At 67.0% G+C, this 12,217-nt stretch carries 13 protein-coding genes and 1 tRNA gene; 11 read left to right on the top strand and 3 right to left on the bottom strand.

Going from position 1 to position 12,217, the window contains the following annotated elements; genetic code table 11:
• Nucleotides 1-11 precede the first annotated feature (11 nt).
• A complete protein-coding gene (locus AC2YG9_RS16280; RefSeq protein ID WP_487299077.1) occupies nucleotides 12-1,988 on the bottom strand; it encodes an acetyl-CoA carboxylase biotin carboxylase subunit in 1,977 nt (658 codons plus the stop codon).
• 153 nt (nucleotides 1,989-2,141) lie between these two features.
• Here AC2YG9_RS16280 and AC2YG9_RS16285 point away from each other — a divergent pair, with 153 nt between their 5' ends.
• Nucleotides 2,142-2,837 (top strand): hypothetical protein, encoded by a 696-nt coding sequence (locus AC2YG9_RS16285; protein ID WP_487299032.1) that lies wholly within the window; start codon nucleotides 2,142-2,144, stop codon nucleotides 2,835-2,837.
• Here the strand turns inward: AC2YG9_RS16285 and AC2YG9_RS16290 are convergent.
• Nucleotides 2,834-3,154 carry a heavy metal-binding domain-containing protein gene (locus AC2YG9_RS16290; protein WP_487299033.1) on the bottom strand — a complete coding sequence of 107 codons (321 nt, stop codon included), beginning with the start codon at nucleotides 3,152-3,154 and terminating at the stop codon, nucleotides 2,834-2,836. The genes AC2YG9_RS16285 and AC2YG9_RS16290 overlap by 4 nt on opposite strands.
• Nucleotides 3,155-3,211: 57 nt before the next feature.
• Here AC2YG9_RS16290 and msrB point away from each other — a divergent pair, with 57 nt between their 5' ends.
• The 10 genes from msrB (at nucleotide 3,212) to AC2YG9_RS16340 (ending at nucleotide 11,449) form a co-directional block, all read left to right on the top strand.
• Nucleotides 3,212-3,679, top strand: a complete 468-nt coding sequence (gene msrB, locus AC2YG9_RS16295; protein ID WP_487299034.1) for a peptide-methionine (R)-S-oxide reductase MsrB — start codon at nucleotides 3,212-3,214, stop codon at nucleotides 3,677-3,679.
• Between the two features lie 69 nt (nucleotides 3,680-3,748).
• A complete protein-coding gene (locus tag AC2YG9_RS16300) occupies nucleotides 3,749-4,324 on the top strand; it encodes a hypothetical protein (RefSeq protein ID WP_487299035.1) in 576 nt (191 codons plus the stop codon).
• 79 nt (nucleotides 4,325-4,403) lie between these two features.
• Nucleotides 4,404-4,967 (top strand): hypothetical protein, encoded by a 564-nt coding sequence (locus tag AC2YG9_RS16305; protein ID WP_487299036.1) that lies wholly within the window; start codon nucleotides 4,404-4,406, stop codon nucleotides 4,965-4,967.
• Between the two features lie 54 nt (nucleotides 4,968-5,021).
• A tRNA-Leu gene (locus AC2YG9_RS16310) sits at nucleotides 5,022-5,106 on the top strand.
• Between the two features lie 117 nt (nucleotides 5,107-5,223).
• Nucleotides 5,224-6,654 (top strand): magnesium transporter, encoded by a 1,431-nt coding sequence (gene mgtE / locus AC2YG9_RS16315; RefSeq protein WP_487299037.1) that lies wholly within the window; start codon nucleotides 5,224-5,226, stop codon nucleotides 6,652-6,654.
• Between the two features lie 99 nt (nucleotides 6,655-6,753).
• Nucleotides 6,754-8,343, top strand: a complete 1,590-nt coding sequence (locus AC2YG9_RS16320; protein ID WP_487299038.1) for a lysozyme — start codon at nucleotides 6,754-6,756, stop codon at nucleotides 8,341-8,343.
• A gap of 100 nt (nucleotides 8,344-8,443) precedes the next feature.
• A complete protein-coding gene (locus tag AC2YG9_RS16325) occupies nucleotides 8,444-9,604 on the top strand; it encodes an isovaleryl-CoA dehydrogenase (RefSeq protein ID WP_487299039.1) in 1,161 nt (386 codons plus the stop codon).
• Nucleotides 9,605-9,656: 52 nt separating this feature from the next.
• The gene (locus tag AC2YG9_RS16330) at nucleotides 9,657-9,890 is read left to right on the top strand and encodes a hypothetical protein (protein ID WP_487299040.1); all 234 of its coding nucleotides are present in this window, start codon (nucleotides 9,657-9,659) and stop codon (nucleotides 9,888-9,890) included.
• Nucleotides 9,891-9,910: 20 nt separating this feature from the next.
• Nucleotides 9,911-10,378 carry a surface-adhesin E family protein gene (locus AC2YG9_RS16335; RefSeq protein WP_487299041.1) on the top strand — a complete coding sequence of 156 codons (468 nt, stop codon included), beginning with the start codon at nucleotides 9,911-9,913 and terminating at the stop codon, nucleotides 10,376-10,378.
• A 294-nt stretch (nucleotides 10,379-10,672) separates the two neighbouring features.
• A complete protein-coding gene (locus AC2YG9_RS16340) occupies nucleotides 10,673-11,449 on the top strand; it encodes a methyltransferase domain-containing protein (protein ID WP_487299042.1) in 777 nt (258 codons plus the stop codon).
• On the opposite strand, the gene AC2YG9_RS16345 is transcribed toward AC2YG9_RS16340, so the two are convergent.
• Nucleotides 11,446-12,216, bottom strand: a complete 771-nt coding sequence (locus AC2YG9_RS16345; protein ID WP_487299043.1) for a hypothetical protein — start codon at nucleotides 12,214-12,216, stop codon at nucleotides 11,446-11,448. The two genes, AC2YG9_RS16340 and AC2YG9_RS16345, sit on opposite strands and share 4 nt — an antisense overlap.
• Between the last annotated feature and the right edge of the window lies 1 nt (nucleotide 12,217).

Below are 12,217 nucleotides of genomic sequence, written 5' to 3' on the forward strand. Positions count from 1 at the left end.
TTGCCCGGGTTTCAGGCGAATTCCACCAACACTTCGTCGGCCGCGACACTGTCGCCGCTCTTGGCCGACACCGCCTTGACCACCCCGTCACGCTCGGCGCGGATGATGTTCTGCATCTTCATCGCCTCGATGACGCAGACGATTTCGCCCTCGCGGACCTGCTGGCCCAGTTCGACGTCCATCGAGACGACCAGGCCCGGCATCGGACTGATGATCATCTTGGAGGTGTCGGCGGCCTTGCGTTCCGGCAGCTTGGTGTGCAGCTCGGCCGAGCGCGGGGTCAGGACCAGCACCTTCAGCGAGGTGGCGCGGTGGCGGATGGTGAAGCCCTCGGCGGCCGGCTTGACCGTGACGCTGAACGGCTTGCCGCCGAGGCGCGCCTTGAACAGCGGCTGACCCGGACGCCAGGCGATGTCGGTCAGCTCCAGGGTGCGGGTTCCCTCCGTCAGGCGGACCGTGACGGACGCGCCGCCGCCCGAGATCGTCACCGGGATCTGGCGATGGCCGATGACCACGATCCAGTCGGTCCGCTTGCTTTCACCGATCCGCTGCTGGCCGACCAGGTGCATGGCGGCCGCCGAGGCCGTCATGATGTCGAGCGCCGCGTCGCTGGGCGGGGCGCCGTGGAAGCCGTCGGGATATTCCTCGGCGATGAAGCTGGTGGCCAGCTTGCCCGACTGGAACACCGGATGGTCCATGACCGCCGACAGGAACGGGATGTTGTGGCCCAGACCCTCGATGTGGAAGTCCTCGAGCGCCCGGCCCATGCCGGCGATGGCCTCGTCCCGCGTCTTGCCCCAGGTGCAGAGCTTGGAGATCATCGGGTCGTAGAACATCGAGATCTCGTCGCCCTCGCGCACCCCGGCGTCGTTGCGCACGGTGTAGCCGTCCTGAACGCCCTCGACCGGCGGGTCGTAGCGGACCAGGCGGCCGATCGACGGCAGGAACTTGCGGTAGGGGTCCTCGGCGTAGATGCGGCTTTCCATCGCCCAGCCGTTGATCTTCAGGTCCTTCTGTTCGAAGGCCAGCTTTTCGCCGTAGGCCGAGCGGATCATCTGCTCGACCAGGTCCAGGCCGGTGATCAGCTCGGTGACCGGGTGTTCCACCTGCAGGCGGGTGTTCATTTCCAGGAAGTAGAAGCTCTTGTCCTGGCCGGCGACGAACTCGACGGTGCCGGCGCTGTCGTAGTTCACCGCTTTCGCCAGAGCGACGGCCTGGGCGCCCATGGCCTCACGGGTGGCCGGATCGAGCAGCGGGGAGGGGGCCTCCTCGATGACCTTCTGGTTACGGCGCTGGATCGAGCATTCGCGCTCGAACAGGTGGACGACGTGGCCATGCTTGTCGCCCAGCACCTGGATCTCGATGTGGCGCGGATCGACGATGAACTTCTCGATGAAGATCCGATCGTCGCCGAACGCGCCCTTGGCTTCGGCGCGGACGGCGGGGAAGCCTTCCTCGACGTCCTTTTCGTTCCAGGCGACGCGGATGCCCTTGCCGCCGCCGCCGGCGCTGGCCTTGATCATCACCGGATAGCCGATCTCCTCGGAGATCTTGATGGCATGGGCGGTGTCGTCGATCTCGCCGATGTGGCCGGGCACGCAGGAGACGCCGGCGGCCTGGGCGAACTTCTTGGATTCAATCTTGTCGCCCATGGCGCTGATCGCGCCGGGGTTGGGACCAATGAAGACAATGCCCTCGTCGGCGCACAGCTGGGCGAACTCGGCCTTCTCCGACAGGAAGCCGAAACCGGGGTGCACGGCTTCCGCGCCCGTCGACTTGCAGGCGGCGATGATCTTCTCGGCGACCAGGTAGGACTGGTTGGCGGGCGGGGGGCCGATGAAGACCGTCTCGTCGGCCATTTCCACGGCCATGCTGTCGGCGTCCGCCTCGGAATAGACCACCACCGTCTTGATACCCATGCGACGGCAGGTCTTGATGACCCGGACAGCGATCTCGCCGCGGTTGGCGATCAGAATCTTCGAGAACATCGACGAGGCAGCCTCTTGCACGCAGGGTTCTTGCGCGACGGGGGTTAGACCGCCCACGTCCCGTTGGCAACGGCGACGCTAGGTCAGCATACCCCCTCTCCCGGTCTGAGAAGGATGTTGCGAAGCAGTCGCGCCTCCGGCAATTGTGACGGAATGAATCTTTCATTCAGCCGCCGCCTGCCGCTCTATGTTTTGGCCGCCACGACGCTCCTCGCCGTGGCCCTTTTCCCTTGGCCACAGGAAGGCCGTCGCTGGTTGTCGGGCGAGCTTGGGATTGTCGAGATACCGACGATCATCTTTGCGCTCTGGGGATGCTGGGAGGCGATCCAGATTATCCGCGACCGGCGCCGGCTGCCGCATCCGGCCATGGTCTGGTGGTTTGGCCTGTTCGTACTGGCGCTGTTCCTCTTCGCCGGCGAGGAAGCCAGTTGGGGGCAGAGCTGGTTCCGCTGGGAGACGCCGGCGGAGTACGCGAAGATCAATCGCCAGGGCGAGACCAACCTGCACAACCTCAGCTCCCTGACTGAGGAAATTCCCAAGACGATGCTGATCCTCGCTGCCCTGCTGGGTGGGATCATCTGGCCAATCTGGGCCTGGGCGAAAAAGCGCGGCCCCTACCTCGGTCAGGGCTGGTTCAGCTGGATCTGGCCCAGCAGCCTGATCTGGCCGGCGGCGGCGTTGACCTGGGTCATGCGGATATCCGAGCGGCTGCTGGTGGCGACCGACATGGAGGACAAGTTCCGTCCGCAGTACATCGCCATCCGCGAGTCGATAGAGATCTACGCCGTGCTGTTCGTTCTGGCCTACCTCTGGGATGTGCGGCGGCGGATGAAGGCCGAGCTGGCTTAAGCCAGCCTGACCGCCGTCCCGCTGGCGGTGACCATCATCATGCCGTTGTCGGGACCCAGCGTCTCGTAGTCGAGATCAACGCCGATCACCGCCCCGGCGCCGCGCTCGCGCGCTTCGTCTTCCATCTCCTGCAAGGCGATGTCGCGCGCCTGGCGCAGCGCCTTCTCATAGCCGCCGGCCCGGCCGCCGATGATGTTGGTGATGCCGGCGAAGAAGTCGCGGAAGATGTGGGCCCCGATGATCGCTTCGCCGCTGACGACGCCCAGGCTCTCGACGACCTCGCGGCCGGGGACGGTGGGGGTGGTGGAGGTGATCACGACGGCTTGCCCTTTCGTATGATTGCGGATCGGCCCGCCCGCCTTAGATTGGGTGTCATGACCGACACCGCCACCACCTACGACCTGACCCCGCCGACCGAAGCCGAACGCAAGGTCCTCGAAGGCGACCTGAACCAGGAAGAGCGCGACGTCCTCCTTCACCACGGCACCGAGGCGCCGTTCTGCGGCGGCCTGCTGGGTGAGAAGCGGCCGGGCGTCTACTGCTGCCGCCTGTGTGGCCTGCCGCTGTTCAAGTTCGAAACCAAGTTCGAGAGCGGCACCGGCTGGCCCAGCTTCTACGCCCCGATCGCCGCGGCCAACGTCAAGGGCGTCGAGGACCGCAGCTACGGCATGCGCCGCATCGAGACCCGCTGCGCCCGCTGCGACAGCCACCAGGGCCACGTCTTCCCGGACGGCCCTCCCCCGACCGGCCTGCGCTACTGTATCAACTCTGTGTCGCTGGAATTCGTCGGTGCAGGGGAGCCGCTGCGTGATCCGCTGGGGCGCGGAGACGGCACGGCATAGGGCGCAAGGCCGCGAAGACAAACGCGGCAAATCGTGCTTGAAGAGCCCCTCGGTTCCAGGGGGATTTCAGTGCAAAGACGTGCGTTTCTGATCGGTGGCCTGATGGCTGGCCTGGCCTCGACCGCCCACGCGGCGGATGCCGTGGTCGAAGGCTTCACGGGCTTTTCCGACATCGGCGCCATTCCGCTGGAGCGGCAGACGGCGGTCATGAAGGTCAAGAAGCGCGATCCGGTCGGCGCGGTCCTGATCAACTTCTATGAGCTGTGGGGCGAGCGCAGCCGGGTGCGGTTCACGCCGACGACTGTTCCTTCGTTCGTGGTCAACGGGCCGGCCGATGCCGATCCGATGGCGCGTTACGCGCTCTTCCGCCTGACGGCCGCCAAGCGCGCCCGCCATCTGGAAACCGGGCGAACGATCGCAAGCGGCGCGACCAACCTCAATATCCAGGAGCGCTACAAGGTCGCCTTCACCGCCGCCCGATACGGGGCCGACTTCTTCAAGCTGGACGTTGTGAACCCCCTGACGCCCGGCGAGTACGCCTGGGTCAGTACTGCGGCGGTCGGATCGAAGTCCGGCGGATGGGAAGGCTTTGGTGGCAAGGATGGCGCGCCGAATGTCGGAATCTACGCCTTCGGCGTCGATTAGGGGATCAAGGCCCCCCATTCCGAGGAAGCGGCGTTCTCTGACTCCGGGCACTGTCTCCCCACATTCTGGGGAGTAAGCCATGCACCGCCGCGCCTTCATCCTGACCTCGACCGCCGCGCTTGTCGCTGGCCCGGCGCTAGCCGCTAAAGCGCCGCCGGCCTCGCCGTTCGGAGTCAGCGCGAACGGCGCTGCGGCTTCCCTTGAAGTTCAGACCGCTGCCTTCAAGCAGCAGATGAAGGCGATGGGCTATGGCGGCGCGGACGTCTTCTACGAACTGAAGGGCGCGGCCAGCACAGCACGGTTCAAGAGCGCCGACAGCCTGGCCTTCAGCAGCGGCGAGCCAGCCGACGTCGATCCCCAGCAGATCTTCGGCCTGTTTAGACTGTCCACTGTCAAGAACACCCGCCGGCTGACCACCGGCAAGGTGAACCCGCTCGGCTACGGCACGCGCAACGTCAAGAACGCCTCGGCCGTGGCGCTGAACGCCACGCGTGACGCCGCCGGCTGGACCCTGATTCCGGCCGAACCCCTGACGCCCGGGGAGTACGCGCTCGCCATCGCGCCCAAGCTTGGCAACAACAGCTGGGGCTGGGGCGGCCGCGGCGGCGGCAATCAGGTGGTGGCCGCATTCGGGATCGACTGAATATTGCGCTTCCCATCGCGCGCGGCTTTTGCTACCCCCCGCGCCTCACTACGAGCGGTCGTGGCGGAATTGGTAGACGCGCAGCGTTGAGGTCGCTGTGGGGCAACCCGTGGAAGTTCGAGTCTTCTCGACCGCACCAGTGAATCGATGAATGAAGGCGATCTACCAGTCGCTTTCTGACAAGCATCCGGGCCTGCCAGCGGCAGACCCGGGTCCTTAGCCGAAAAGACGAAGCCACTTCAGCCAGGAGGCCCCCATGACCCGGGACGAAGCCGACCTGACCGAAGATATGGACGTTCGCGCCATCGCCGCCCCCGAGGACCTCGAAGACCTCGCGCTCGGCGACGACTACGCCCTCAACGCCGAATACGTGGAACTGGTCATCGACGCCGCCGACCGCGGCGATGACGAGCGTCTGCGCGAGCTGGTCGGGGCCCTGCGGTCGGAAGACGTCGCCGACCTGATGGGCTTCCTGACCGCTGACTACCGCGAGCAGGTCATCCCCCAGCTCGATGCCGAGACCCTGGGCGAGGTGCTGTCGGAGCTCGACACCAACCTGCGCGAAGAGGTTATGGAATCGGTGCCCAGCACCACCCTGGCCCGCGCCCTGGAGGAGATGGACAGCGACGACGCCGTCGACCTGGTCGAGGACCTGGAAGACGACAAGCGCGCCCAGGTCCTGGCCGCCATGGATCAGGAAGAGCGGGACGCCATCGTCACCGCCCTGAAGTACGAGGACGAAACCGCCGGGCGCCTGATGCAGCGCGACCTGATGGCGGCCCCCAGCTTCTGGACCGTCGGCCAGACCATCGACCACATCCGCAGCCACAGCGAAGACCTGCCCGAGCTGTTCTTCGACGTCTACGTCATCGACCCCTCGCACAAGCCGACCGGCGCCGTCCCGGTCAGCATCCTGCTGCGGGCCCAGCGCGATCAGCACCTGGCCGAGATCATGGAGTCGGTCACCGAGATCGACGTCGACATGGACCAGGAAGAGGTCGCCTACATCTTCGACAAGTACCACCTGATCAGCGCCCCGGTCATCGACAGTGGAGGCCGTCTGGTCGGCCAGATCACCGTCGACGACATCGTCGGCGTTATCCAGGAAGAGACCGAGGAAGACATCCTCGCCCTGGCCGGGGTGAGCGACGCCGGCCGTGACGCCACCATCTGGGGGATCGCCCGGTCGCGCCTACCCTGGCTGGTGGTCAACACCCTGACCGCTGCCGTGGCGGCCAGCGTCATCGGGGCGTTCCAGGAGGAGATCAGCAAGATCCTCACCCTGGCCATCCTGATGCCCATCGTCGCCTCCCTGGGCGGCAATGCCGGCACCCAGACCCTGGCCGTGGCCGTGCGGGCGCTGGCGAGCCGCGAGCTGAACGCGTCGAACGCCATGCGGATCGTTTTCCGCGAACTGGGCGTCGGCCTGCTGAATGGGGCCGTGCTGGCCTCGATCATGGCCCTGGCGGTGTTCCTGTTCTTCCGCGACCCCTTGCTGTGCCTGACCATCGGCCTGGCCCTGGTCATCAATCTGTTCATCGCCAGCATGGCCGGCATCCTTGTGCCGCTGGCCCTGGACCGGCTCGGACGCGATCCTGCGGTTTCATCCTCAGTTTTCGTCACGTTCCTGACCGATTTCATGGGTTTCCTGTCCTTCCTGGGTCTGGCGGCGTTGATTCTCCTGTAAGGTGAGACCCTCAGTTCAGCGCTCGCGCAAAACGGCCCCTATCTTGCCCGGGGGTAGTTGAACGCACCGGCGCTCGTATCAATTTGGGTCAAAATGGGCATGAAACCCCGTCATCAGGTCTCCAAGGCCGCCGTCGAACTGATCAAGACGTTCGAAGGCTACCGTTCCAAAGCGGCTCAGCTGCCTGACGGCCGCTGGACGATCGGCTTTGGCCACACCCTGACCGCCCGCGAAGGGGCGCAGGTCTCGGAACAGGACGCCGAGGCGTTGCTGCTCTACGACCTGATCGCCGTCGCCCACGCGGTGAACGAGCAGACCTTCACGCCGCTGACGCAGAACCAGTTCGACGCGCTGTGCTGCTTCGCCTTCAACGTCGGCGTCGACAACTTCAAGCGCTCCAGCGTCCTGCGCCGGGTCAACGAAGGCAGCCTGCTGCAAGCGGCCTGCGCCATGGAGATGTGGCGCAAGGCCGACTTCGAGGGCGAGCGCATCGTCGTCGACGCCCTGGTCCGCCGCCGCTCGGCCGAGAAGACCCTGTTCCTGACCCCGGCCAACGGCTGGGTGCCGGCCCCGTCGCCGATCGTTCGGCCCAAGGTGGACTACGACGCCGTCAACTTCGTGCCGCGGCAGACCCCGACGGCCCTGAAGACCGACCTGACCGCCGACAAGGCCGTCGCCGAGCGCGACGAACCGCTGCCCTCGCCGCATGCCCCGCCGCCGGCGACCACGCAGACGATGACGGCCGCAGCCGCCGTCACCTCGCGCCTGGCGGAACTGGTGCCGGAACCGGTCGTCGTGCCGCCGCCGGTTCCGACCGTCGAGCCGGTGGTGTCCGCGCCTGTCGCCGACGAGTCTCTGAGCGCCACTGTCGTTGAGACGCCGGTCGAGGAAATTGTCCCGCAACAGACCGCCGACGAAAGCCTCTCCTGGTCGCCGACCTCGGCCGAGGTGGTCACCGCCGAGGAGCCGGCCGCCGAAGCCGACTTCGCCGACGCCGAGGCCAGCGACGCCGATCCGGTGCTGGAGTTCTCCCGCACCCCGGCCGACCCGACCCCGGTTCCGGCCGCCGACGCCCTGGCCTTCCCGCCGCCGCCGGCCCCGGTCGAAGCCCTGCCCGAACAGCCGGAAAGCTACACCCCGTACCCGGCGACCCCGGTGCTGGCCGTCGGCAACGGCGACCGCGCCTTCGTCCTGACCCCGGCGCCCGAGCATGAAGTGGCCGTCGCCAGCGACGCCGGCGATCCCTTCCGCTTCGAGGCCGCCAACGAGTCCGAGCCGGGCCTGTTCGACATCTCCAGCCAGCCCTTCGAGCCGGAGATGAGCGGCGTCCGCAGCCAGCCGCTGCTCAACGAAGACCACATCCGCCGCCTGGTGGAAGAGGACGAGCGCGTCCTGGCCGCCAACTTCGATCCGGCCTTCGACGCCACGCCGCTGGAACAGCCGCGCATTCCGGGCATGGCCTGGCTGGGCGGGGCCGTGATCGGCCTGTTCGTCTGCGGTGGCGGCATCGCCTGGGGCCTGGTCGACGGCACCGGCGACACCACCATCAAGATCGCCGCCTGGTCGATGGCTCTGGGCGGTGGTGGGGTTCTGCTGTTCTCGGCCTGGCGCTGGCTGTCGGCCTTCGGTCTGCCGCCGATGGATGACGAGGACGAGGCTCAACAGAGCGAGAATGCGCCGGCCGAGTGATGGCCGGCGACAGGGGGCAGTAAAGCGTAAGTGCCGCGTAGCATGGCGTAACCGCCCCGTGGGTCTGTGCGACCCGCGGGGCGTCTGCTATCTCGGCGCCATGACGCACTCCCCCCAGATGGACTTCGGCCTCGGCGAGACCGCCGAGGCGATCCGCGAAACCACCGCCCGCTTCGCCGCCGACCGCATCGCGCCCATGGCCGCGCGGATCGACGCCGACAACCATTTCCCCCGCGAGCTCTGGCCCGAGATGGGCGACCTGGGCCTGCACGGCATCACCGTCGACGAAGAATTCGGGGGCCTCGGCCTCGGCTACCTCGAACATGTGATCGCCATGGAAGAGGTGTCCCGCGCCTCGGCCAGCATCGGCCTCAGCTACGGCGCCCACTCCAATCTGTGCGTCAACCAGATCCGCCGCTGGGCAACGCCCGAACAGAAGCGCCGCTACCTGCCCAAGCTGATCAGCGGCGAACACGTCGGCTCCCTGGCCATGAGCGAGGCCGGCGCCGGCTCCGATGTTGTCTCGATGAAGCTGCGCGCCGATCACAAGGGGGACCGCTATGTCCTCAACGGCACGAAGTTCTGGATCACCAACGCGCCGCACGCCGACACCCTGGTGGTCTACGCCAAGACCGACCCGGAAGGGGCCAGCCGCGGCATCACCGCCTTCCTTATCGAGAAGGGCATGAAGGGCTTCAGCGTTTCGAAGAAGCTCGACAAGATGGGCATGCGCGGCTCGGACACCGCCGAGCTGGTGTTCGAGGACTGCGAAGTCCCGGAAGAGAACATCATGGGCCCGCTGAACGGCGGCGTCGGCGTGCTGATGAGCGGCCTCGACTACGAACGCGCGGTCCTCTCCGCCGGCCCGCTCGGCATCATGCAGGCCTGTCTCGACGTGGTCCTGCCCTACGTCCGCGACCGCAAGCAGTTCGGCAGGGCCATCGGCAGCTTCCAGCTGATGCAGGGCAAGGTCGCCGACATGTACGTCGCCCTCAACAGCGCCCGCGCCTACGTCTATTCGGTGGCCCGCGCCTGCGACGCCGGCAAGACCACCCGCTTCGACGCCGCCGGCGCCATCCTGCTGGCCAGCGAAAATGCGATGAAGGTGGCAAACGACGCCATCCAGGCCCTCGGCGGCGCCGGCTACACCCGCGAATGGCCCGTTGAGCGCTACCTGCGCGACGCCAAGCTCTACGACATCGGGGCCGGCACCAACGAAATCCGCCGCTTCCTGATCGGCCGCGAACTGGTTGGCGGCTAAGGCCTGGCCGCCAAGGCTTGGAATGGTGTCCGGTCAGCGCTAGATCGGACCCATGCCCCGCGAAGAAGACAAGATCGTCAGCCTCGACCAACGCCGTGAGCAGGAGGCCGACCGGAAGCGGGCGGCCGCCATGGCCGAGCGCGATGCGCGCCGCCGCCGTGCGCTGGCCGAGCGTGGTCCCGCCGCCGATCGCTACGGCCGGCTGTTCGGTCGGGTTCTCCTGGGCGTCGTTCTGACCGTGCTGGTCGCGGCCGTCGCCTACTGGGTGATGGGCTTCTTCGGTTGAACGGGCCGGTGGGGGAAACGATGAAACGATGGATTGCGGCGGCTGCTCTGGCGGCCGGGCTTGCGACGGCAGGGGCCGCGGCCGCCAACGACTATTACGTGGTCTCGGTGAAGGACAACGAACTGGTGCTGATGGACCTCGGCACCGAGGCGCGCGACGGCAATTCCGTCGAAATCGTCTCGACCTGGATCTACCGCAACCCCGAGAACGGCGTCGACTACGAGGTCGAGAAGCTGGAGCTGGACTGCAAGGGCGGCCGGATGCGGATCCTGGAGCACGTCGGCTACGACCGCGCGGGCAAGGTGCTCAACACCGACAGCCGCACCGCCTGGCTGAAACTGCCCCCCAACACCGTCGGCCATGATCTGCTGGACCTCGCCTGCGACGCCGCTCTGCGAAAGTCGAACCAGTTGGTCGATGTCGAGCTGCCGGTCCTGATCCAGCGATTCCTGGACAGCCCGCCGCCGGCCGCCGCGCCGAACACCTGACCTCAAATGGAAAGGGCCGGCCCCCTTACGAGAGCCGGCCCCACACCAAACGACGGTTGAACCGCGTCGTTAGACGACTTCACAGTCTAGAGGAGGGAATAATCCCCGCCCGTCGATCCGTGAGCGGTTGCCGTGTGTTTTTGGTGAGACACTGGATCACCTCCTTTCAGCTGTTGAGAACAGGACCTTCAGGATATGGGCGCCTCGCCGCCCAATGCAAAGGTCATCTGAGGGGGGCGGCGCAAAAGTCGCGGCCTGTGGATAACCTGCAACGACCCGTGTAGGGCTTGGCCCATGCCGTCCTGGGATGTCTCCGTCTACGAACGCTACAAGGCCTACCGCGACAGGCCGGCCCTCGACCTGTTGCTGCAGGTTCCATCCGACCTCGACCCCCGCATCATCTGGGACCTCGGCTGCGGCACGGGCGAACAGGCGGCGCTGCTGGCCAGGCGTCATCCCCGCGCCAGGGTCTTCGGCCTCGATTCCAGTCCCGACATGCTCGCCAAGGCCCGCGCCCGGCCCGAGGCCGTGACCTGGATCGAAGGCGACATCGCCAGCTTCGGTCCGCCCACGCCGCCGGACCTGATCTTCACCAACGCCGCCCTGCAATGGCTGCCGGACCACGCCGAACTGTTCCCGCGCCTGGCCGCCGCCCTGGCCCCCGGCGGCGTCTTCGCCTGCCAGATGCCGACCGCCTTCGAGACCCGCCACCACCAGATCCTGCGCCGCACCGCCGACGAGGGGCCCTGGGCGGCGCGAACGGCCCCGGCCCGGCTGATCGTCCCGACCCCGTCCTTCGACGACTATTACGGCTGGCTGGCCCGCAGCTGCGGCGCCGTCGACATCTGGACCACCACCTACCTGCATGTGCTGGAGGGCGAGGACCCCGTTGTCGACTGGATGATGGGCACGGCCCTGCGACCCTACCTCGACGCCCTGACCGACGCCGCCGAACGCGCCGCCTTCCTGGCCGAGTTCACCGCCCGGACTGCCAAAGCGTTTCCGCCACGTGCCGACGGGGTGACCCTGTTCCCCTTCCCGCGCCTGTTCCTGGTCGCCCGCCAGGCCTAGTCGAACACCTCGGCCGCCACCTCTTCATTGGGATCGCGATCGCCCCATTTCAGTTCGTGAAACAGCGAAGCGGCGCCGAAGCATTGAGCCAGGGTCGTGGCGCCGGCGGTGACCGGCACGATGATGGCGGCGGCGACCATCGCGACCTGGGGCGGCAGCAGGGCGATCGGCGCGGTCGTCACCTGGCCCAGGACGTAGAGAACAACGCCGCTGACCAGCAGAAGAGCGAAGACGATCCAGCGGACGCCCTTGGTCAGGTCCGCGCTCTCCTCCATGGCGGCGGTGACGCCCGGTCCGTAGTGGATGCGCGCGGGCAGGGCGACGCACCACATGACCATCAGGATGAGACCGGGGACGACCAGCAGCAGCAGCCCCAGCATGGTTCCCAGGCCGACCAGGATCCCCATGCCCAAGGCGGGAAGGAACAGCCGTACGCCGGCCCTCAGGCTGCTCCCGAAGCTGAAGTCTCTGCCGTGCTGCACGCTGAGGGCCAGGTGAATGAGGCCTGTCTGGGCGACCAGTGCGACAAGCCCGACCACGAGGGCGCCGCCAAACCAGGCGGCAATCATCCCCGACGCCATCAGACGCTCGTAGTCCGCCGCCGTGGTCAGGGTCCCCAACGCGCCGATCAGCGCCGCGTAGGGCGCGACGATGAAGATCAGCGCGATCAGGATCGCCGGCATCATCGCCTTGCCGAACGACTGGAACCCTCTGGAAAAAACCCGGCCGAAATTGAACCAGGCGCGACGCCGCTCCTCGATAGCCATG

It is taken from the genome of Caulobacter sp. SRI_014 (assembly GCF_057586315.1).

Coding starts and splice junctions, on each gene's coding strand:
- AC2YG9_RS16280 (WP_487299077.1), bottom strand. CDS start 1,988: ATGTTCTCGAAGATTCTGATCGCCAACCGCGGCGAGATCGCTGTCCGG.
- AC2YG9_RS16285 (WP_487299032.1), top strand. CDS start 2,142: ATGAATCTTTCATTCAGCCGCCGCCTGCCGCTCTATGTTTTGGCCGCC.
- msrB (WP_487299034.1), top strand. CDS start 3,212: ATGACCGACACCGCCACCACCTACGACCTGACCCCGCCGACCGAAGCC.
- AC2YG9_RS16305 (WP_487299036.1), top strand. CDS start 4,404: ATGCACCGCCGCGCCTTCATCCTGACCTCGACCGCCGCGCTTGTCGCT.
- mgtE (WP_487299037.1), top strand. CDS start 5,224: ATGACCCGGGACGAAGCCGACCTGACCGAAGATATGGACGTTCGCGCC.
- AC2YG9_RS16320 (WP_487299038.1), top strand. CDS start 6,754: ATGAAACCCCGTCATCAGGTCTCCAAGGCCGCCGTCGAACTGATCAAG.
- AC2YG9_RS16325 (WP_487299039.1), top strand. CDS start 8,444: ATGACGCACTCCCCCCAGATGGACTTCGGCCTCGGCGAGACCGCCGAG.
- AC2YG9_RS16330 (WP_487299040.1), top strand. CDS start 9,657: ATGCCCCGCGAAGAAGACAAGATCGTCAGCCTCGACCAACGCCGTGAG.
- AC2YG9_RS16335 (WP_487299041.1), top strand. CDS start 9,911: ATGAAACGATGGATTGCGGCGGCTGCTCTGGCGGCCGGGCTTGCGACG.
- AC2YG9_RS16340 (WP_487299042.1), top strand. CDS start 10,673: ATGCCGTCCTGGGATGTCTCCGTCTACGAACGCTACAAGGCCTACCGC.
- AC2YG9_RS16345 (WP_487299043.1), bottom strand. CDS start 12,216: ATGGCTATCGAGGAGCGGCGTCGCGCCTGGTTCAATTTCGGCCGGGTT.